Origin of the sequence: Asticcacaulis sp. YBE204, assembly GCF_000495855.1 — a bacterium.
Classification (GTDB): domain Bacteria; phylum Pseudomonadota; class Alphaproteobacteria; order Caulobacterales; family Caulobacteraceae; genus Asticcacaulis.
Genome location: NZ_AWGF01000017.1, coordinates 1 through 20,545, shown reverse-complemented (window position 1 = coordinate 20,545; position 20,545 = coordinate 1). Strand labels below are relative to the sequence as shown.

23 protein-coding genes and 1 pseudogene are annotated in these 20,545 nt (G+C 60.2%); 17 read left to right on the top strand and 7 right to left on the bottom strand.

The annotated features are described in order from the left end of the window. The first annotated feature begins 163 nt into the window (after nucleotides 1-163). From AEYBE204_RS37110 to AEYBE204_RS37080, 6 genes are all read left to right on the top strand, one after another. Nucleotides 164-910, top strand: coding sequence for an enoyl-CoA hydratase-related protein (locus tag AEYBE204_RS37110; RefSeq protein ID WP_023463727.1), 747 nt, complete (start codon nucleotides 164-166; stop codon nucleotides 908-910). 143 nt (nucleotides 911-1,053) lie between these two features. Continuing rightward, nucleotides 1,054-1,587: a GNAT family N-acetyltransferase gene (locus tag AEYBE204_RS37105; RefSeq protein ID WP_023463726.1), complete on the top strand. Its 534-nt coding sequence runs from the start codon at nucleotides 1,054-1,056 to the stop codon at nucleotides 1,585-1,587. Further along, nucleotides 1,584-2,102, top strand: coding sequence for a DUF1285 domain-containing protein (locus AEYBE204_RS37100; RefSeq protein WP_023463725.1), 519 nt, complete (start codon nucleotides 1,584-1,586; stop codon nucleotides 2,100-2,102). Before AEYBE204_RS37105 ends, AEYBE204_RS37100 begins: the two co-directional genes overlap by 4 nt. 165 nt (nucleotides 2,103-2,267) lie before the next feature. Further along, entirely contained in the window at nucleotides 2,268-3,467 is a 1,200-nt protein-coding gene (locus AEYBE204_RS37095) for a CCA tRNA nucleotidyltransferase (RefSeq protein WP_023463724.1), read from the top strand. A 45-nt stretch (nucleotides 3,468-3,512) separates the two neighbouring features. Next, nucleotides 3,513-4,223 carry a type 1 glutamine amidotransferase gene (locus AEYBE204_RS37090; RefSeq protein WP_023463723.1) on the top strand — a complete coding sequence of 237 codons (711 nt, stop codon included), beginning with the start codon at nucleotides 3,513-3,515 and terminating at the stop codon, nucleotides 4,221-4,223. 448 nt (nucleotides 4,224-4,671) lie between these two features. Further along, nucleotides 4,672-5,076, top strand: coding sequence for a VOC family protein (locus AEYBE204_RS37080; protein WP_023463721.1), 405 nt, complete (start codon nucleotides 4,672-4,674; stop codon nucleotides 5,074-5,076). Here the strand turns inward: AEYBE204_RS37080 and hemF are convergent. Together hemF and AEYBE204_RS37070 are read right to left on the bottom strand one after the other, a co-directional pair. Continuing rightward, the gene (gene hemF, locus AEYBE204_RS37075) at nucleotides 5,063-5,950 is read right to left on the bottom strand and encodes an oxygen-dependent coproporphyrinogen oxidase (protein WP_023463720.1); all 888 of its coding nucleotides are present in this window, start codon (nucleotides 5,948-5,950) and stop codon (nucleotides 5,063-5,065) included. The two genes, AEYBE204_RS37080 and hemF, sit on opposite strands and share 14 nt — an antisense overlap. A 9-nt stretch (nucleotides 5,951-5,959) precedes the next feature. After that, nucleotides 5,960-6,439, bottom strand: a complete 480-nt coding sequence (locus AEYBE204_RS37070) for a tRNA (cytidine(34)-2'-O)-methyltransferase (RefSeq protein ID WP_031231449.1) — start codon at nucleotides 6,437-6,439, stop codon at nucleotides 5,960-5,962. Between the two features lie 261 nt (nucleotides 6,440-6,700). Between AEYBE204_RS37070 and petA the strand changes: the two genes are divergently transcribed. The 9 genes and pseudogenes from petA to AEYBE204_RS37030 all read left to right on the top strand — a co-directional run bounded on the left by petA (nucleotide 6,701) and on the right by AEYBE204_RS37030 (nucleotide 13,024). Beyond that, the gene (gene petA / locus AEYBE204_RS37065) at nucleotides 6,701-7,246 is read left to right on the top strand and encodes a ubiquinol-cytochrome c reductase iron-sulfur subunit (protein ID WP_023463718.1); all 546 of its coding nucleotides are present in this window, start codon (nucleotides 6,701-6,703) and stop codon (nucleotides 7,244-7,246) included. Nucleotides 7,247-7,256: 10 nt separating this feature from the next. Next, nucleotides 7,257-8,546 carry a cytochrome b N-terminal domain-containing protein gene (locus AEYBE204_RS37060; RefSeq protein WP_023463717.1) on the top strand — a complete coding sequence of 430 codons (1,290 nt, stop codon included), beginning with the start codon at nucleotides 7,257-7,259 and terminating at the stop codon, nucleotides 8,544-8,546. A 5-nt stretch (nucleotides 8,547-8,551) separates the two neighbouring features. Continuing rightward, nucleotides 8,552-9,421: a cytochrome c1 gene (locus tag AEYBE204_RS37055; protein ID WP_023463716.1), complete on the top strand. Its 870-nt coding sequence runs from the start codon at nucleotides 8,552-8,554 to the stop codon at nucleotides 9,419-9,421. A 239-nt stretch (nucleotides 9,422-9,660) separates the two neighbouring features. Beyond that, nucleotides 9,661-10,338: an HD domain-containing protein gene (locus AEYBE204_RS37050; RefSeq protein ID WP_052019508.1), complete on the top strand. Its 678-nt coding sequence runs from the start codon at nucleotides 9,661-9,663 to the stop codon at nucleotides 10,336-10,338. A 233-nt stretch (nucleotides 10,339-10,571) separates the two neighbouring features. Next, the gene (locus tag AEYBE204_RS37045; protein WP_023463714.1) at nucleotides 10,572-10,841 is read left to right on the top strand and encodes a hypothetical protein; all 270 of its coding nucleotides are present in this window, start codon (nucleotides 10,572-10,574) and stop codon (nucleotides 10,839-10,841) included. Between the two features lie 9 nt (nucleotides 10,842-10,850). Continuing rightward, a pseudogene (locus AEYBE204_RS41010) lies at nucleotides 10,851-10,904 on the top strand (hypothetical protein); the annotation flags it as partial. After that, nucleotides 10,896-11,996 (top strand): LGFP repeat-containing protein, encoded by a 1,101-nt coding sequence (locus AEYBE204_RS37040; protein WP_023463713.1) that lies wholly within the window; start codon nucleotides 10,896-10,898, stop codon nucleotides 11,994-11,996. The pseudogene AEYBE204_RS41010 and the gene AEYBE204_RS37040, both read left to right, overlap by 9 nt. A gap of 96 nt (nucleotides 11,997-12,092) precedes the next feature. Further along, entirely contained in the window at nucleotides 12,093-12,575 is a 483-nt protein-coding gene (locus AEYBE204_RS37035) for a hypothetical protein (RefSeq protein ID WP_023463712.1), read from the top strand. Next, nucleotides 12,575-13,024, top strand: coding sequence for a hypothetical protein (locus tag AEYBE204_RS37030; protein WP_023463711.1), 450 nt, complete (start codon nucleotides 12,575-12,577; stop codon nucleotides 13,022-13,024). Before AEYBE204_RS37035 ends, AEYBE204_RS37030 begins: the two co-directional genes overlap by 1 nt. Before the next feature lie 54 nt (nucleotides 13,025-13,078). Here AEYBE204_RS37030 and ychF read toward each other — a convergent pair whose 3' ends face one another. Beyond that, on the bottom strand, nucleotides 13,079-14,191 hold the full coding sequence (gene ychF, locus AEYBE204_RS37025) for a redox-regulated ATPase YchF (protein WP_023463710.1): 1,113 nt from the start codon (nucleotides 14,189-14,191) through the stop codon (nucleotides 13,079-13,081). Nucleotides 14,192-14,312: 121 nt separating this feature from the next. On the opposite strand from ychF, the gene AEYBE204_RS37020 reads away from it, so the two are divergent. Together AEYBE204_RS37020 and AEYBE204_RS37015 are read left to right on the top strand one after the other, a co-directional pair. Further along, entirely contained in the window at nucleotides 14,313-14,771 is a 459-nt protein-coding gene (locus tag AEYBE204_RS37020; protein WP_023463709.1) for a hypothetical protein, read from the top strand. Between the two features lie 121 nt (nucleotides 14,772-14,892). Beyond that, a complete protein-coding gene (locus tag AEYBE204_RS37015) occupies nucleotides 14,893-16,413 on the top strand; it encodes a serine hydrolase (RefSeq protein ID WP_023463708.1) in 1,521 nt (506 codons plus the stop codon). On the opposite strand, the gene AEYBE204_RS39710 is transcribed toward AEYBE204_RS37015, so the two are convergent. The 4 genes from AEYBE204_RS39710 to AEYBE204_RS40590 all read right to left on the bottom strand — a co-directional run. Next, complete coding sequence (locus AEYBE204_RS39710) at nucleotides 16,410-17,699, bottom strand: glycosyltransferase (protein WP_023463707.1); 1,290 nt, start codon at nucleotides 17,697-17,699, stop codon at nucleotides 16,410-16,412. The genes AEYBE204_RS37015 and AEYBE204_RS39710 overlap by 4 nt on opposite strands. A 10-nt stretch (nucleotides 17,700-17,709) precedes the next feature. Further along, the gene (gene pth / locus AEYBE204_RS37010) at nucleotides 17,710-18,318 is read right to left on the bottom strand and encodes an aminoacyl-tRNA hydrolase (protein WP_023463706.1); all 609 of its coding nucleotides are present in this window, start codon (nucleotides 18,316-18,318) and stop codon (nucleotides 17,710-17,712) included. Nucleotides 18,319-18,517: 199 nt separating this feature from the next. Further along, on the bottom strand, nucleotides 18,518-19,111 hold the full coding sequence (locus tag AEYBE204_RS37005; RefSeq protein ID WP_023463705.1) for a 50S ribosomal protein L25/general stress protein Ctc: 594 nt from the start codon (nucleotides 19,109-19,111) through the stop codon (nucleotides 18,518-18,520). A gap of 286 nt (nucleotides 19,112-19,397) precedes the next feature. Next, on the bottom strand, nucleotides 19,398-20,545 hold a 1,148-nt coding region (locus AEYBE204_RS40590; protein ID WP_023463704.1), incomplete at its 5' end, for a hypothetical protein.

The following is a 20,545-nucleotide window of genomic DNA, read 5'->3' as shown; positions in this document are numbered from 1 at the left end:
GGGTTACGAGTGTCTCTACAAGATGTGGCGCCTTGAAGGCAATGGGGCCGCGAATTTTAACAACCGCGCTCGGTAAAAAAGGGATACGGATTATTCGCGACTTGCCTGACCTTGCGGAATCTATGCGAAGTTCCTGGCAATTATATGAAGGCAGGGAATTTCCATGAGCGAACCGGTTCTGATCACCTCATCGAAGGGCGTGTTGCACCTGACGCTCAATCGCCCGCACAAGAAAAACGCGCTGAATCACGCCATGTACGCGGCGCTGGCCGACGCGATCGACGGCGCGACGGCGAATGATGATCATCGCGTCGTCCTGATCGATGCGGCGGGCGACGATTTCTGCGCGGGCAACGACATCGCCGATTTCGTGGCCCTGGCCCAGTCCGCCGGATCGGTGGCCGAGCGACCCGTCTTTCGCTTCCTCAAGGCCCTGACCTATTGCGCACGGCCTCTGGTCTTCGCGGTGCAGGGACAGGCTGTGGGTGTCGGTACGACCATGCTGTTGCATGGGGATCTGGTCTATCTGTCCGACGATGCGCGTCTGAGCCTGCCGTTCCTGAAGCTCGGCCTGACGCCTGAGGGCGGATCGAGCCATCTTCTGCCCGCCCGTATCGGCCATGCGCGCGCCTTTGAATGGCTGGCTTTCGGGCAGGCGCTACCTGCCGCCGACGCGTTGAATATGGGGGTTTGCAATGCCGTGACGCCGCGCGACGATCTGAGTAATCGCGCCCAACTGGCGGCCGAGCGGCTGGCGGCCCTGTCGCCCGAGGCGTTAAGGCAGGCCAAGGGTCTGATGCGCGATCCCGACGCCTTATGGGCTCAGATCGTGCGCGAAGGCGAGATTTTCCGCGCCCGCCTCAACAGCCCCGAGGCCGCCCAGGCGTTTGCGGCCTTCCTCAAGCCGTGATATAGATGAGCGGATCAGGGGCGGGGGCTGTTACAATCCTTGCCCTAAATTTATTTGACCCCTCAAGGGTTTGTATCTATTCCAGCCGTCGCTGGTCGTGACGCAAGCGTATTTTATCATAGTATTTCGGGTGTAGCTGAGCCGTGGATACCTATCCGTTCGAACGTTTGATTACCGTGGAGGGGGCTGCGGACCGCGACGCCGCCGAAGCGCTGGTCAATCGCGTGTTCGGTCCGGGACGCTACATCAAGACTGCCGAACGCCTGCGCGAAAACAATGCCCCGATTGATGGCCTGAGCTTCGTCATGCGTCAGATTACCCGCGGCAAGGCCCGCGAGCAGGGGCTGACCGGTTCGGTGCGCCTGTGGCCGATCAAGGTCTACGATCCTGAGCATGAGCCGCTGGGCGAACTGGCCTTTCTGGGGCCGATCGCCGTAGATCCCGATCACCAGAACCACGGCATCGGTCGCGCCCTGATCGAAGTGGCGATACGAGCGGCGTTCGCCAGGGGCGTGACGGGTATCCTGCTGGTTGGTACCCCGGCCTATTTCGAGAAGTTCGGCTTTGTCCGCGCCGAAGGCCTGACCCTGCCGGGCCCGGTCGATTATCGCCGCCTGATGATCCGCTACAACGACGCCTATACCGGCGAGCCCCTGACCGGCGCCGTCGATAAATGACCTCCGGCGAAGGCTTTCTCAGCGAAGCCGCGCGGTTCCCCGACAAGACATATCCCGTAGACAGCTGGAATCCGACTCTATGCGGCGAGATGGATATTGTCATTCGCAAGGATGGGGCGTGGCTTCACGAAGGTCGCCCCATAACGCGCCCGGCGCTGGTGCGGCTGTTTGCCAAACTGTTGCGGTGCGAGGGCAACGACTATTTCCTGGTAACGCCGGCCGAGAAGCTGAAAATTACCGTCGAGGACTTGCCGTTGCGAATCGTCGATTTCGAGGGCCCGGTATTTATGACCGATCAGGACGAACGCGTGACCCTTGGTGCGGATCATCTGCTGGTGTTTGATCGTATCGGCGACGCGTATCTGCCGCGATTGCGGGTGAGGGGTAATTTGTGGGGCCGTCTGACGCGGGCCTGTACCTATCGGTTGTTCGAGATGGCGGAGATTGTGGACGATGGGTGCGTACGGGTAAGTCTGAGCGATCAGACGTTTGATGTTCCCGTAATTTCTGGATAGGGTTGCCATTAAATCCCCTCTCCCTTGAGGGAGAAGGTGGCCGAAGGCCGGGTGAGGGGGAAATGCCTCATCGTGCAATGGCTAACTGTTACCCCTCACCCCGACCCTCTCCCTCAAGGGAGAGGGGGAAGAAATGAATTGGCTTCAGTCCTCCTCCCGCCCATTATGCTCCGTCTCGCCGTCCGGCAGGTCTTCGCCGCGCTCGAAGCGCGCGGCGGGGAAGGGTGCGTACGCTTCGTCGGCGGCTGCGTGCGCAATGTCGTCATGGGGCGCGAACCCACCGACCTCGATCTGTCGACTCAACTGACGCCAGATGAGACCGAGGCGGCGCTGACGGCGGCGCATATCCGTCACGTTCCGACCGGCAAGGCCTTCGGTACCATATCGTCAATCATTGACGGCGAGGCTTTCGAGATCACCTCCCTGCGCGAAGACGTCGAAACCGATGGCCGCCGCGCGGTGGTCAGCTTCACCACCGACTGGGCGAAGGATGCGCAGCGGCGCGATTTTTATCTCAACGCGCTCTATGCCGATATTCGCGGCGAGGTCTTCGATCCAACCGGCAACGGGCTGACCGACGCGCACGAAGGGCGCGTGCGATTCATCGGCGATGCCGAGACGCGCATCCGCGAGGACTATCTGCGTATCCTGCGTTTCTTCCGCTTTACCGCCAGCCACGGTCAGGCGATGGATGCAGAGTCGTTCGCGGCCTGCACGCGTCTGAAAAGCGGGATCGATACCTTGTCGGGCGAGCGGATCAGTCAGGAACTGTTCAAGCTGTTGGGCGTGGCCGATCCGGTCGCCATAATTGAATCCATGATTGATAGTGGCGTGATGGCGCATGTCCTGACCGGCATTGCGACGACACCGATCGCCCTGAAAGTTATGTGCGGGCTGACGGAAGACGTCGAACTACGGCTTCTTGGATTGCTCTACCCCGACGGCCTGAGCCCATCGGCGCTGAATCGTCTGCCGTCACGGTTGCGCCTGTCCAATCGCATCGCAGACCGTATTCGCCACGCCGCCCGGCTATGGCCTGAGGTGGATATAGAGGCCGATGATGCGGTGTGGCTGAGAACCGCCTATCGTACAGGCAAGGCCGCGCTGCATGACGCCCTGATGCTGCGCGCCGCCGTATCGGGTCGCTCGCGCACCGAATGGCCGGAGACCGAAGCTCGGATAGAGCGGCTCGATTTGCCGGTTTTTCCTTTGAAATCTGCACAATTGGTCGCCGCGGGCCTCCCACCCGGCCCGCAACTCGGACAGGCGATGAAGGGCATCGAAGCCGATTGGGTCGCACACGATTTCTCGCAAAACGTGATTGACGCTGCCATTGACGAAATCCGCAAACGGACAAAAATATAAGGGACTTGTAAACCGTTCCCCCTGCCTTTCATTACCTGTGCTTTCATGTCTTATATCGCCATTCTGGAAACCGGCGTCCCGCCCGATAACCTAAGCGACACCTACGGCACCTATGCCGATATGTTCGCGCAGCATCTGGCCGCGCCGAACCGTCAGTTTCGGGTTTTCCGCACCCTCGAAGGCGAACTCCCTGATCCCGCCGATCACCTGACGGGGGTCGTCATTACCGGGTCACCGGCAGGCGTTTACGAAGATCATCCGTGGATCACCTCGCTGATCGACTGGCTCAAAGGCGTCGATGTTGCCGTGCCGGTGGTCGGTATCTGCTTCGGTCATCAGGTCATGGCGCAGGCCTGGGGCGGCCACGTCGAGAAGTCCAAAAAGGGCTGGGGCGTCGGCCTGCACGAATATACCATCCATGATAATGCCTTATGGCGTGAACTGGCCGAAACGGATCTGCCGGCCCTGCATGTGGCCGTGACCCATCAGGATCAGGTGGTCAAAAAGCCCGATGCGGCCATCATTCTGGCGGGGTCGGAGTTCACGCCGCATGGCGCGCTCTACTATACCGACCGCAAGGCGATCTCGTTCCAGTGCCACCCGGAATTCTGTCAGGATTTTGCCGGTGATTTGCTGCTCAGCCGTCGCGGCACGCGTATCAGCGAGCATCTGGTCGATCAGGCGCTGGAAAGCCTCAAATCGACCTCCAGCCGCGATCAGGTGCTGGGCGCGATCTCAAAGTTTCTGGCGGCGTAATCTGTGGAGAATGCTTGGCTCTGGGGTGCTTTCGGCTTGGGAATTGCGTTTCTCGTTCCTTTGCTATTGGTGTGGGTAGGGCTGAGATCGCAACTTATCGATGCCTATTTGGCGCATGATAATTTTGTGCGCCTTCCCCATGTACCTGAAGTCCACAGAGGCGCCCCGCCATCTCACGACACGCTGGCGTGGTTGATGATCGAATGGGAGATTTATCGGACGCCTATCGCTGAAAACATGGAGTCGTCTCTCCAGTCTTTGATGCGTGTTCAGCGATGGTGGGTGAGGCTGATTTATCTGCCCTGCGCCGTTCTCCTCGCCCTGTCTTTAGGGCGTTGGTTAATAAAAGCAGTTATAGAAATGGCTACGGGCCAGTAGCATTATTAAATCCCTGCCGATTTTTTGCACGGTTCCGGCCTAGGGTCTCTGCGTCAGAAGGAGACCTCGCATGGAATATCACACCGGACGACTGATCGATCACGTGCATCTGGTCGTCAAAGACCTCGACGCCAGCAAGCGCTTCTACAAGGCTGCCATTTCCGCCGTGAAGCCCGATGTGCGCATCAACGAAAGCGACCGTCATCTGCAAATCGATGAACTCTACATCTCGCAGGGTGAACCGCTGTCACACATCCACCTGTCGTTTCAGGCAAAGGACCGGGACGCGGTGACGGCCTTCTATGATGCCGCTATGGCGGCGGGTGGTCGCGACAACGGCGCGCCGGGTGAGCGCGATTATCACCCCGGCTATTACGGCGCGTTTGTCTATGATCCCGACGGCAACAACATAGAGGCGACCTTCCACGGCCCATCGACGCGCTCAGCAGAAGCGGTGGTGATTACGGCCACTTAACCAGCGGCGGCATCGATGACAGGATGGCCTCGACATTGCCGCCGGTCTTCAGACCGAACATGGTTCCCCGGTCGTAGAGCAGGTTAAACTCGACATACCGCCCCCGTTGAACAAGCTGCCGGTCCCTGTCTTCCGGTGACCAGACCTGTCTCATTCGTTGTTTTACAAGGGATGGATATGTAGACAGAAAGGTCTGCCCCACGGCTTTTGTAAAAGAAAAGTCTGTCTCGTGCGCCCCCGAATTGAGATGATCGTAGAAGATGCCGCCGGTACCGCGCGGCTCGTTCCGGTGCGGCAGGAAGAAGTATTCGTCGCACCATTTTTTGAAACGATCATAATAGGACGGATCGAACCGGTCGCAGGTTTCACGGAACGCCTCATGAAAGGCTACGGTCTGCGGCGCATCGGGCGACCGGTCGGCATCGAGCAGAGGCGTCAGATCAGCACCGCCACCGAACCAGCTCTGTGTCGTGGCGATGAAGCGGGTGTTCATGTGGACGGCTGGCACATGCGGATTGGTCATGTGCGAGATCAGACTGATGCCGCAGGCGAAGAAGCGCGGATCATCAGTGGCACCCGGCACAGTCTTGGCGAAGTCGGGCGAAAAAGTGCCGTGAACGGTCGAGATATGGACGCCGACCTTTTCGAACAGCCGCCCATGCATCATCGACATTTCGCCGCCGCCACCTTCGGCACGGGTCCACGGCGTGCGGACGAATCGCCCGGGCGTGTCACCATAAAGCTCGGCGGGGGCTTCGTCTTCCAGCGCCTCGAAGGCGGCGCAGATCGAATCGCGCAAGCTGCGGAACCACGCCGCAGCGGCTTCGCGGCGTTCAGTCAGGATTTCGGTGGGGAGGGGGGCGGAGTCTGTCATGATACGTCCTTAGGTGTCCGCATTGGCTTTCGCAAACCCTTGTGTCTGCCGAAGCGCTTCGCCGAGCGCCATAGCGGCGGAATTGATCACATTGATCGAGCGCATCCCCGGCTGCATCGGGATGAACAGGCGGGCATCTGCATAGGCGTGTACCTCGTCCGGCACACCGGCGCTTTCGCGACCCATCAGCAGGATATCGTCGAGCGTAAAGGCGAAGTCGCAATAGGGTTGTGCGGATTTCGTGGTGAAGAGGATGACACGGCTCCCCTGTGACGTTTGGTCGCGCCATGCGGTGAATTTCGCCCACGAATCGTGCCGTGTCACACGGGCGGCGTCGCCATAATCCATGGCCGTGCGTTTGACCGCTTTGTCGCTCAAAGGAAAGCCGCACGGTTCGATGATGTCGAGTTCGACCCCCAGACAGGCTGACAATCGGATCGCACTGCCGAGATTTTGTGGGATATCCGGTTGAAAAAGGACTAAACGCATTTTATTGCCATATTTTTGAGAGGGGTGGTTTGTATCCATCCCTCAATTGTGGTTATAGACGAACAGGACTCCGTGCGACATGGAGTCGCGCATGCCTTTAGCGCGCCGATTCGCGAACGCAAACCGCATTCGACGCGCCGGGGTATGTGCAAAACATAAAATTAAGGACCGGCCGTCGAGAATCGGACCTGTCTGCATTGAGGTTAACATCCGGTCCTGTCCGACAGGGTGGCGCGCGCGCGCAAGAGAAGAGGTGCTAAGGTGAGCGAACCTGAGAAGGATCATGGCACGGTTGTGGGCGAAGACCCGAACCGCCGCGATTTCATTTACATTGCCGCCGGCGCGGCTGCCGTGGGCGCGGTCGGCGTCATTGCCGCACCTTTGGTGTCGCAGATGAACCCCGCCGCCGATACCCTGGCCATGGCCTCGGCCGAGTTCGATCTCGGCAAGGTGCAGGAAGGCATGCAGGTCGTCATCAAATGGCGCGGCAAGCCCCTGTTCGTGCGTTACCGTACGCCCAAGGAAATCAAGGAAGCCGAAGATGTCAAGCTGTCGGACCTCAAGGATCCGCAGACCGACGCCGACCGCGTCAAAAAGGGCAAGGAACAGTATCTGATCCTCGTTGGTTCGTGTACGCACCTCGGCTGCGTGCCGACCTTCGGCGCCGGTGATTTCGGCGGTTGGTTCTGCCCGTGCCACGGGTCGCACTACGACACGTCGGGTCGTATCCGTAAGGGCCCCGCGCCGCTGAACCTCGCCGTGCCGGAATATACATACCTGTCCGACACCAAAGTGAAGATCGGGTAAGGGGGACATCATGAGCGACCATCCTTCAACCTATGAGCCGAAGACCGGCGTCGAGAAGTGGCTGGACCAGCGCCTTCCGATCGTCCGTCTGGCCTACGATTCGTTCGTCGACTACCCGACGCCGCGCAATCTGAACTACTGGTGGACCTTCGGCGGCATTCTGTCGGTCTGCCTGATGATCCAGATCATCACCGGCATCATTCTGGTCATGCACTATGTGCCGCATGTCGACATGGCCTTCAATTCGGTCGAGCGCATCATGCGCGACGTCAATTACGGCTGGCTGATCCGCTACGTCCACGCCAACGGCGCGTCGATGTTCTTCTTCGCCGTCTTCGTCCACATGTTCCGCGGTCTTTATTATGGGTCTTACAAGGCCCCGCGCGAAGTGCTGTGGATCCTCGGCTGCATCATCTTCTTCCTGATGATCGCTACGGCCTTCATGGGCTACGTCCTGCCCTGGGGTCAGATGTCCTTCCACGGCGCGGTCGTCATCACCAACCTGATCGGCGCCATCCCCGTCATCGGCGGTCCGATCCTGACCTGGTTGCAGGGCGGCTTCGCCGTCGACCAGCCAACGCTGAACCGCTTCTTCTCGCTGCACTATCTGCTGCCGTTCGTCATCGCCGGTGTGGTCATCCTCCATATCTGGGCGCTGCACGTGACGGGGCAGAACAACCCGGCCGGTGTCGAGATCAAGTCTAAGGAAGACACCGTACCCTTCACGCCGTATGCGACGGTGAAGGACGGCCTCGGCATCATCCTCTTCCTGATGTTGTTCTCGCTATTCGTCTTCTTCATGCCGAACGCACTGGGCCACGCCGACAACTATATCCCGGCCAACCCGCTGGTCACCCCGGCGCATATCGTGCCCGAATGGTACATGTTGCCGTTCTACGCCATCCTGCGCGCCGTGCCGGACAAGTTCCTCGGTGTCGTTGCCATGTTCGGCGCCATCGCGGTGATCTTCGTCCTGCCGTGGCTCGATACGTCGAAGGTGCGCTCGATGCGTTACCGTCCGGTTATGCGCTGGTTCTTCGTGATCTTCGTCGTCGTCTGCCTCGGCCTCGGCTGGTGCGGCGGGCAACTGCCCGATGACATGGTCTTCTCGATCGGTACCAACTCGGACGGCAACCCGATCGGCCTGAACTATGTCTGGCTGACCCGCGGCCTGACCTTCTACTACTTCGCGTTCTTCCTGATCATAATGCCGTGGATCGGCCTGAAGGAAGATCCCCTGCCGGTTCCGGCCTCCATCAGCGAGGCCATCCTCGCCGACCACGCCAAGAAGAAGGGCTGAGTCAGATGTCTGCTTTTATGACGAAAACCCTCAAAACCTTCGGTTTGATGGCGGCTGCGGCCACACTCGTGGTCTCGGCTCCGGCCCTGGCTTCGGGCGGCGCGGCCCACCCGCACGCCCCCAAGGAAGGCTTTTCCTTCGAAGGGCCGTTCGGCACTTTCGACCAGGGCCAGCTGCAACGCGGCTACAAGGTCTTCCGCGAAGTCTGCTCGAACTGCCATGCGGCGACGCTTCTGTCCTTCCGTAACCTCGGCCAGAAGGGCGGTCCCTTCTACGACGAGAAGTACAAGAACCCGAACGACAATCCCTATGTGAAGCAGATCGCTTCGGAATTCGAAGTGCCGGATATCGACACCGACACGGGTGACGCCATCACCCGTCCGGCGACGACGTCCGACCACTTCCCGAAGAAGTTTGCCAACGAATATGCGGCGCGTGCGTCGAACGGTGGGGCCCTGCCGCCCGACCTGTCGGTGATCACCAAGGCCCGCCACGGCGGTGCCCGCTACGTCTATTCGCTGCTGACCGGTTATCATACGCCGCCCAAGGGGCTACACGTCGCCGAAGGCCAGCACTACAACCCCTATATGGCCGGCGCTCTGGCGACCCAGTGGTCGGGTGATCCGCACCACGTCCCGGTCGGTGGCGTTCTGGCCATGGCCCCGCCGCTGAAGGATGATCTCGTCACCTTCGACGATGGTACCAAGGCGACGACGCACCAGATGGCCGCCGACGTGGCCACCTTCCTGGAATGGGCTGGCGATCCGCACGCTACACTTCGCAAGAAGACCGGTGTCGCGGTGCTGATCTACCTCCTGCTGTTTGCGGGCCTGACCTATGCGGCATACCGCAAGGTCTGGGGCAACAAACACTAGCCGGAACGTCCTGACGGGCTGCAAAGTGCCGTCTTTCTGCGATCCGATGCTCACGTACTTAAGTACGCTGCGCTTCGGGTCTCGAAAGCCAACACCTTTCGCCGCGTCATGCCGTCCCTCTAACTAAGCATTCAGGCCCCCTGAGTTCGCTCAGGGGGTTTTTCGCATCTGGAGGGAAAACGCGACGTCTCGCGGTTTTAAGCTTTCTCGGCGGCCATAAATTTTCTATAAATGTGATCATGGCCTATGACTCACCTTCCTTAGCCGCATTGGCGCGTCAGGCGCTTGCCTTCGCTCCCCATTTGGCGCTGGCTAAGGCCCTGTTGCCGCATCTCCCGGCGACTGATGACGGGTCGCACGACGTCTCGCATCTTCAGCGCGTGTTCAAGGTCGCTATGGCCCTGCATGAGCGGGAAGGGGGCGATGCCGAGGTCATAGCTGCTGCTGTCTTGTTGCACGATGTCGTGGCGATCGAAAAGAACTCGCCCCTGCGCAAGGAGGCCTCGCGTCTCTCGTCCGAGCGGGCGCAGGCGCTGCTGATCGACATGGGATGGGAGGTGCCGCGCGCCGAAGCCGTCGCCCATGCCATCCACGCCCACGCTTTTTCGGCCAATATCGTGCCGGAAACGATCGAAGCGAAAATAGTACAGGACGCCGACCGCCTCGACGCCATCGGGTTTGTCGGCGTCGCGCGCTGTTTCTACACGGCGGGCCGGATGAACAGCGCGCTGTACGATCCCGTCGACCCCAAGGCCGAGGATCGCGAACTCGACGATCTCAGCTTTGCGCTCGACCATTTCGAGATCAAGCTGCTCAAGCTGAAATCCGGCTTCAAGACTGCTGCTGGCAAGGACATGGCCGATCTGCGCCACGCACGCATGACGGCCTTCGTCGAATATCTCCACGAAGAGATATAAAAACGCCTTTCAGGCGAATTATTAATCACGTTGTTATCTGGACAATCGGCGCAATCGGTTGCAATTTGCAGACGCCGGTATGTGACCCCATGCGGGGATGACCGGCGCGCTTTTCTGGCCTGAGCGTAGCGTTCCCGCTTTTCTTACATGCGACGATTTTCAACTGCCTCTACAGGCGGTCGTGAACCTGTGTGTCTTCACCTTTTCCTTTTAACATTCAAAGGAGTTCAGCCATGCGTATTTTGGGGGCCATAGCCGCTGCGGCGGTTTGCCTGATGTTCAGCGCGCCCGCCGAGGCCGCCTATAACTGTGCCAAGCCGACCGCCGGACAGGCCCATACCGACGAAGACAAGGTCGCCATCTTTGCCATTCAGAAAAAGATTCAGGACGCCAAGGCGGTCAACGGCAAGGACTATCTGGGGCCGCAGGACGGCATCATGTGCGACGCGCCCGACGGTAAGGGCAAGTTCTGGCACTTCGCCAATGCCTCGATCTACTGGTAACCCAATACGGGGGCGCACGTCGTCGCCGGTCTGATCCGGGCGAAATGGGCCGAGATGAACTGGGAGCAGGGGGTGCTCGGTTATCCGATGAGCGACGAGATCGATACCTATGACGGTCTGGCCAAGGTTAGCAAGTTCGAGGGCGGGCAACTGACATGGCGGCCGTGGACCAATAAGGTGACGGCGGCGCTGACTACCGATCTTCAGGTCGATCTGCCGTTCTCCAGCGGCGAAAAATGGCGCGTGGTTCAGGCCAACGGCTATATTCTCGACGACCCCAAGACCACGGCCAACGAAGGCGACAGCCACCAGGCGAAGTGGGTCTATTGCTACGATCTGGTGGCGGTGTCGCCGACCGTGACCAAGGGGGCGAAGTTCACGGCTTCGGCCACCGGCACCATCGTTCTGGCTATTCAGGGCAACGCCAATGACGATTCGGTCAATGCCAATGTCGTGGTGCAGTCGCTGGGGCTGGGCCGTTATGCCTCGTCGCTGCATGTGCAGCAGAACAGCTACAGCAATACCTTCGGCAACGGCAAACCCGCTTTGACGGTGGCAACGCCGTGGCTTGACCGCCCGGTGGCCAAAAGCGGCGATGCCATTGCGACGGTCGGGCGCACCGGCACCGGCGGCGAGCATATCCACTATTGCGTCACGACGACGCCGGACAATGCCGCCTATGCGCCGTTCGAATCGGTGCCGTTTGCTTTCCGCAACTATGAGGTCGCCACCAACGACACGGGTACGACGTGGAAAAGCGTCGCGGTCGGGCGGCCCATCCGCGGTTCGATCCTGCGCAAGGGTACGGCGACGCCGACGGGCCTGCCCAAGGTCAAGCTCAGCGCGGCCAAGGATCTGCTGCATTTTGGCGATGTGTCGGGGACGGTGACGCTTCCGGCGGGCAAAACGCTCAGCACCGGCAAGGTCAAGGTGACGGCGTTCAGCAGTTGGGGCGAACCGCTGGAGGCCGTCTATGCGACCGGTACGGGGGCAGGACCGTTTACCTATAAGCTCAATGCGCCGAACTATACCAATGTGCGGATCGAGGTCAGCGTGGTGGACACGACCGATGCAGCGCTCAAGGCGCTCAAAGGGGCGAAGGTCCTGACCATCGTCGCCAACACCAATACCAAGGTGGATGTGGTGGTGAAATAACGGTTATTACAAATATCGTAAGGCGGTCGTGGTCCCCCTGTTCGGGGGCTGCGACCGTTTCGGTACCGGACTAGCGTGGCTCCCATTGGAGGGACCATGCGCTATTTTTCGATCAGCCTGTTGCTTTCGTTTGTTGCCGTCACTGTGCATACCCCGGTACAGGCCATGACGGCGGATGAAGCGCGGACTACCTTACGCAAGATATCCGGGATCGAATGGGCTTGTGACGGCTATCAGTCGAATATCGCCCAGTCGAGCCGGGTTATCATGGATTTCGATATCGATTTCGCCGGTAAGGTAACCGGCAAGCTGACGGGCTTTGCGGCGCTCTATAATCGGGAATACCGCGTGGTGGCGCGCCTGGACGGCAAGGTTCACGCCAATGACGGGCAGGCCAATATCCGCATCGACAAATACACCATCGAAACCGCCGACGCTTTGCCGGCCAATGCCTCGTGGGGCACGTGGGCGACCTTCGACCTGACTGTGAAGACTGAAGCAGGTAAGCTGGTTATGACCGGTGTCGAGCACGGCCAGCATGGTGAGGTACATTATACCTGCAAGCCCTACGGTACATAATGATGATGCGTAGGGCCGTGTTTTTCAGTCTGATCCTGGTGTCATCCCCGGTCTGCGCCGAGGAACCGTGGCCGGAGCCCGTTATATCGAAAGACCCGGCCAAGATCCGGCAGTGTCAGGCCTTGAGTCTGGCGCTCGACAGCCACGACGAGGCCCTGACCCGCTTGTACCGTGACACCGGCGAGGCCGGAAACCGCGCGGGCATGCCTTCCTCCGACATCAATAGGGCGTTGCGCGAGGTCGATCAGTTGCGCATGGACGCCACGGTGATGAGCTTCGATCTGCAACTGTGGTACGACCGGCCCGCCGGGACGGCGCAGGGACAGGCCGAACTGAACGCCTTGCCTATCCCCGTGCTGCTGGCCTATGCCGAAACCTGCTTCACGTGGCCCGATGGCAGGAAGCCCCCGCGAACCATGGCCAAGGGCGCGCCGTTTTTGAACGAGTAAAACGCAGCCTCAGCCATCTTCTCCAAATTATGGGTGCAGGGGCCACGCCCCTGCCTACACGTTGAAGCGGAAGTTCAGGATGTCGCCGTCCTTGACGAGGTATTCCTTGCCTTCCTGACGGAACTTGCCGTTTTCCTTGCAGCCGGCTTCGCCGTTGAACTTGACGTAATCGTCATAGGCCATGGTTTCGGCGCGGATGAAGCCCTTCTCAAAATCCGTATGGATGACACCGGCGGCTTGCGGGGCGGTGTCGCCGACGTGGATCGTCCAGGCGCGGGCTTCCTTGGGACCGACGGTGAAGTAGGAGGCCAGACCCAGCAGCTTATAGGCTTCGCGGATCAGGCGGTTGAGGCCGGGTTCTTCGAGGCCGAGGGTTTCGAGGAACTCCGAACGCTCATCGGCGTCGAGCAGGGCGATTTCCGACTCGATCTGCGCTGAGATGACCACCGACTTGGCGTGGTCGGCGGCGGCGCGCTTGGCGACCGCATCGGACAGGTCGTTGCCCTTGTCGGCGGCGGATTCCTCGACGTTACAGACGTAAAGCGCAGGCTTCGAGGTCAGGAGTTGCAGCATCTCCCACGCCTTGGTGTCTTCCTTCGACACCTTGCCCTTTTCAAAGGCGATGCGGGCGGGACGGCCTTCGCGCAGTTCGGCGAGAGCCGCATTGATCAGCGAAACGGTGAGCGCCGCGTCCTTGTCGCCGCCGGTCTTGGCGCGCTTTTCGAGGTTCGGCAGGCGCTTTTCCAGCGATTCGAGGTCGGCCAGCATCAACTCGGTCTCGATGATTTCGAGGTCCGACAGCGGATCGATACGGCCTTCGACGTGGGTGATGTCGGTATCGACGAAGCAGCGCGCCACGAAGGCGATGGCATCGCAGTCACGGATATTGGCGAGGAACTGGTTGCCGAGCCCTTCACCCTTCGACGCGCCGCGGACGAGGCCTGCAATATCGACGAAGTTGATGCGGGCGGGGATGATTTCCTTCGAGCCCATGATCTTGGCCAGCACGTCGAGGCGCGGTTCCGGCACGGCGACGTCGCCGGTGTTCGGCTCGATGGTGCAGAACGGATAGTTGGCCGCCTGCGCCGAAGCGGTCTGGGTCAGGGCGTTGAACAGGGTGGATTTGCCGACGTTGGGCAGACCGACGATTGCGACTTTGAGGGCCATTGGGATTCCAAAGGTAAGAACGTGTAATTGGCGGTGTGCGTAACCGATTTTGGCGCATGACACCAGAGATTTACGGGCTTTGTAACGTGGTTCTTCGAGCGGGCCGCGCTAGTCTCGCTGTATGAAACAGATACTGACCACGCTTTTGCTGACCGCCATGACCGCTGCCTCGGCTCAGGCCTATTGCGGCGACGCTCATGACAAGGCCTTCAACCAGACGGTCAAACGTACCTTCAAGGCGATCAAAGAGCAGGACAGCGGCACCCTGCTGTTTATCTTCAACCGCGACAAGGTGACGATCGGGCCGGAACGGACGGCGGTCGCCTATGCCGACTTGCAGCGGCAATTCGCCGACAAGAGCGGCGACTATTACTGTGACATCTTCGTTTGTCAGGCGCAGCCGGGGCTGATGAACCGCCTGTTCAACGGCATTAGCGTGTCAAAATCCATGTCCTACAATTTCGGCAAGGCCGAGGGGATCGTGCGCATCAGCAACGGGTCGGTCGCTTCGGAAATCGAGTTGCGCTACAGCCTCAATGGGGCGTGCGAATGGCAACTGGATTCTTTGTATCATCGCTGAGCAGAGCATTGGCAATCCTCGCGGAGATGGATAGGCTGGTCGCAAATGTAACCGCCTGAGGCCGCCCATGACCCGCTTTAACCGTCGTTCCTTTTTTGCTTTGACCGGAGGAGCGGCCGCTATGGCCGCGACTCCGGGGTGGTCGCAAGAGGCCGACGACAGCACGAAGATCGACGCGATCGTCGAGCCGTTTCTGGCCAGGTTCGGTGTCCCGGGTGCGGCGGTGGCGATCATTCGTCCCGGCAAGCCAGACTACGTCAAGGGGTACGGTGTACGTACGCTGGGCAAGCCGGGAACCGTCGACGTTCATACACAGTTCGGTGTGGCGTCTAACACCAAGGCCTTCACCACAGCGGCTCTGGCGCTTTTGGTGGAAGCAAAAAAGATCGGCTGGGACGAACCAGTAATTACTTATATTCCGGAATTTAAGATGTATGACTCGCGCCTGACGCCTTTGGTGACAGTGCGCGATCTGGTCAGCCATCGCGCCGGGCTGGGGCTGGGGCAGGGCGACCTGATGCTTTTCCCCGCGTCCGACCACAGCCGCGCTGACCAGTTGAAAGGCGTGCAGTATCTCAAACCTGCTTATGGATTCCGCTCGGGTTTCGCCTATAATAATGTCATGTTCACCATGGCGGGCCTCGTCATCGAGCGCGTGTCGGGGCAGAGCTACGAGGCCTTCATCACGCAGCGCCTGCTCAAGCCGCTGGGCATGACAGAGGCGGTCATCGGCTGGCCCAACGTCAAATCATCAAATGTCGTCGGGCGTCACGCGCGACTGGGGCCATCCCTGCGAGGAATCGGCGAGGTGAGTGTGGTTCTGCCCGAAGAGACCGCCAGTTTTGCTCCCGCGGCCGGTCTGGTGACCAGTGTCACCGACATCCTGCCGTGGCTGCACACCCAGTTGAACAAGGGCAAGATGCCGAATGGCGAGCGCCTGTGGTCGGAAGCCTCAAGCAACGAGATGTGGAAACCCGCCAACATCGCCGGTTCGGGCGCGGGACCGACACCGGAAACGCCGTCGGCGGCGATGTTTCGCACCTATGGTTTGGGCTGGTTCGTACAGGATTATCGCGGCCTGAGGCTCGTCTCGCATTCCGGCGGTCTGGTGGGGCAGGTGACGCAACATGCGCTGTTGCCGGAAAAGGGTATCGCGGTGGCTGTCTATACCAATACCGAAGACGGGATCAGCGGCACGATCCGCAATGCCTTGCTCGATTACCTGATCGGCAAACAGGGATTCGACTGGATGGGGTCGGCGGAGAACGGCCTGAAAAAGCGTAACGAAAAGGCCATTGCCGATACTCCGAAAGTGGAGGCGGGCGGGCCGTCTCTGCCGCTGGCTGCCTATGCGGGGACCTATCGCGACGCATGGTACGGCGATGTGAAGATTTCAACCATGGGCAAGGGCGCGATCGCGCACCTGATGGTGGATTTCACGCGCACCGACAGGCTCAAGGGCGCGATGCAGGTCTTCGGTCCGGACAAGTTCCTGACGCGTTTTCCGAAGGACTGGGGCGAGGACGCGGTGCTGACCTTCGAGGTGAAGGACGGCAAGGTGCTGGGCTTCAAGGCCAAAGCATGGTCGCCGCTGGCCGATTTCAGCTTCGACTATCACGATCTGGATTTAAAGAAGATTTAGGCAGGCACCCGCACGCTGGCCAGAATGCGTTCGGCGGCGCGGACGGCGCCGTCTTCCTTCGCCACCACCGTGGCGGCCTCGGTGGCCTTTTGCGCGAAAGACGGTTCGGTCAGCAGGCGATCAAGCAGACGGATGGCCGAGGCCTTGGTCCATTTGTCGAAAGTGATGTCGAGGCCTGCGCCCAGACGCTCGATGCGCCGGGCATTGTCGAACTGATCGCCAAAGACCGGGGTAATGATCTGGGGCCGCCCGGCGCGCAGGGCCTGAGCCGAAGACCCGATGCCCCCGTGATGGATATTGACCTTGGCGCGCGGCATGAGCAGCGAGTGCGGCGCATAGGGTACGCAAAGGATATCCGGGCCGAAATCGTCGTTGAGCAGGGGACTTTGGGCGCCCACCAGCAAGACAGCGCGTTGGCGCAGCGCGCGGGCGGCCTTGGCGGCGTCGCGGTAATAGGATTCGCCGTCATAGACGGCGGTCGAACCGAGGCTGAAGACCAGCGGCGCCTCACCGGCGCTGAGGAAGGCTTCCAGTTGCGGCGGCAGTTCGCTGCGGCGGCCGTCTTCCGAATCGTAGAAGGGGAAGCCGACGATCTCGCTATGCGGCGGGAAGTCCGGCGCCACATCGCCCATCAGGGGTGAATAGAGGCCGAGCGTCAGTCGGTCGGAATGGACGCCGCCCAGATTGACGTCCATGTCGACGCCGTATTTCGTGTAGATAGCGCGGATAGGCGCCAGCGAGCCCCACAGCTTTTTTTCGCCCAGCCAGAAGATGGCGCGGTTATATTGGCGGCCCAGTTCGGTGCGCGGTGACAGCATCAGCGGCGCGGCCTTGAGCTTGGGCGGGTCGTAGATCGACAGCATGACGGCGGGTTGCAGGGCCACGGTGGCAAACGGGCAGTTTTCCAACAGCGCCGCCAGATGCGCCGTATAGGCGTAGGACGATGAAACCACCAGATCGGCACCGCTGACCAGCGGGCGCAGTTCGCTCAGGCCCTGTTCGATATAGGGCGCGACCAGATGCTTGAGCATGAAGCCGTGGTCCTGCGAGAAGTGGCGGATGATTTCCGCCGGGTCCTTACCCAGGTTCTCGCGATAGGTATCCATGCTGGGGCCGCAAGCGCTGAAGGCAATGCCGGCGGCCTCAACCTTGTCGCGGTAATCGGGATGCGAGACCAGAACGACGTCCGCCCCCCGTGCTTTCAACGCCAGGGCCAGAGCCATGAAAGGGTGCAGGTCCCCAAGGGAACCGAAGGTCGACAATACGATCTTAGGCACAACCGGCATCGTCAATAACCTACTCGGCAATCTTTTTGGGATCGAACTTGGGCGCCGGGCTGAGGCGCATCACTTCGGTCATATATTTCTCGGCCTCCCCCATCAATGCCAAAGGCAACGCCTTGACGCAGGCGTCACACAGGCGATCCACCCAGTCCTCGGCCTTATAGAAATCGGAAAGAACCCAACTATGTACCAATTCTTTTTGCCCCGGATGTCCAATCCCCATTCGCCCGCGAATGAAGTTGGGTCCCAAATGCCCCATGATGGATCGTAAACCATTATGTCCCGCATGACCACCACCCATTTTCAGGCGGAAGCGTCCGGGCGCCAGATCCAGTTCGTCATGAAAAACAAGGATATGGTCGGGTTTGACCTTATAGAAGGACGCCGCTTCCAGCACGGAATTACCCGACAGGTTCATATAGGTCTGCGGCTTCAGGGTTAATATCTTGACCGGTCCTTTGGGGGTCTCGACCGTGCCGTCGGACACCTCGGCCTGAAACTTCTTGCGGGTCGGGCCAAAGCTGCCCGATTCTACAAGGCGGTCGATGAACATGAAGCCGATATTGTGACGGTTCTTCGCATATTGTGCGCCCGGATTACCGAGACCTACGACGAGAAACACTGGGGGCTCCGTGACATCAATAACCCTGTCTGTACCCGTACTCAGGCGGGAATCAGAGCATGAGGCGCGATCTAATCAAAAAAATGGCAAGGCGAATATGCCAAAACTGTGTGTGTGAGGCGGAAACCTGTAAATTCGCACAGAAAAAAGCCCCGTCCTTACGGAAAGGACAGGGCTTTTTACATGTTCGAAAAGCCGATTAGGCTTCGGCCGAGGCTTCTTCGCTCTGGCTGGCGCCCGAGGCGGTGATCGAGGCGATCACGACGTCCTTGCCCTGAACGGCGGTAACGTCCGACGGCAGGGTCAGGTCGCCGACGTGAACCGAGGCACCGATTTCCAGACCCGACAGGTCGACGATGACGTCTTCCGGGATGTGGTCGGCAGGCACCGAGATTTCCAGTTCGTGGAAGGCTACCGTCAGGGCGCCGCCCTTCTTGAGGCCCGGCGAGGCTTCGTGGTTCTTGAAGTGGACCGGCACGTTGATCTTGATCGACTGGTGCTCGTCGACGCGGTACAGGTCGAAGTGCAGCGGCACGTCGGTGACCGGATGGAAGTCGATGGCCTTGGCGATGACCTTCTGGGTCTCTTCACCGTACTTCAGCGTGACCAGGTGACCGGCCAGTTTGCCCGTATAGAGGGCCTTCTTGAACGCGTTCAGGCTGACGGCGATCGGCACAGGGGCCTTGTCGCCACCGTACAGGATGCCCGGTACCTTGCCTTCATTGCGGGCAGCACGCGCGCCACCGGTACCGGTGCGCTCACGAACTTCAACGTCTAAAACGATCTCGGCCATCAGCCAGTTCCTCAAACAATATAGCGCCGCGAAACACATGCCCCGCCCTGTGACCCTCCGGGATTGGAGGTGCGGGCAAACGCAATTATCGCGGCGTGGGTAACCCCGAAAATCTTAAGAGGCGCGTAGATACACGCTAAAGCCTGAATAGGCAACCGTCGAAAACGGGGAATTTCGCGGTTTTTTTGACCGTATCCGGCTTAAAAAGCCGAAAATCCTCCGAGGCGCGACAGAGAACGCTTCGGAGGATTTTCCAATACTCAAAAACAGCAGCTATGGTCTGTTGTCAGCTTTTTTTCTTCGCCGCCGTGGTCTTGGCCGGCGTTTTGGCGGTAGTCTTCGCCGTCGTCTTCTTGACCGGTGCCGGGGTGATGTAGGGCTTGGCGTTGACGTACTTCATCTGCTCGGTGCCGTCGGCATTATAAGCCACCTGACGCTTGGGCGTCAGGTCGAGCGCGTTGGACGATAGTTCACCGATACAGTTGCCGGTATCCATCAGGATGTGCTGACCGATGCAGAAGACGTCATCGAAGTGGAAGCGCGAGGCGGCCAGACACTGATTCAGCATCAGCTTCGATTCGCCGAGGCAGCGCGGGCTTTCGCCATCGTTGAGAAGGGCGGTGACGGCGTCCTCGTTCGACCCGGTGCCTTCGCCGAGGATCGATATGGCGGCGATGGCCAGAGCGCGGTTGACGCCCGAAGTATAAGGCTGGTTGAACAGGGTTTCCCGGTCGAAATTGGCGGGCATGATCGCCTTTTCGTCGAGCGTTTGGGCCGAGCTGGCGTCGCTGGACGGGACGACATTGACGCCGATGGCGCCTTCGCCGGTCGAGCCGCCGGTAGACGCCTTGGTAACGAGGCCTTCGCCGGTCAGGGCGGCGACCAGAAGGCGCGAGCTTTCGTCGCTGACCACGCCGCGCGTCGTCGTGGAGGATAACTTGGTAGCGGTCAGGCGACCGGACGGGTCGTTGACGACGCCCTTCGACCAGGCTTGTTTCTGGATAGTGTAGGCGTTCTGCTTGACGGCAGAGCCGCGCGCATAAAGCATTTCACCGTCCGACGACAGGGCGAGGATCACGCGGCGGGCGGCGATATTGGCGCCGGGGATGGTCGCGGCATAGGCTGGGTTGGCGAGAATCTTGTTGACCATGTCGCGGCGGGCTGTTTCATCGGACGCATAGCCGCGCAGTTGCGAACGGAAGGCCGGTTCCTGCATGGCGACGATGGCGGCATAGGCGACTGCACCACGGCCCAGTTGCTTGGGTTCATAGGACGCGCCCTGTTGCAACTTGGCCTGCACCATGCTGCCGTCGGAGAAGCCGGTACCCATCTTGCGAGCGCTGTCGATATAGGCGACGTAGACCGAAGCGGCGTCGGATACGGCCGGCGCCAGCGAGACCGGCGGACCGGCAGGCGCCGGGGGCGGCGGTGCGG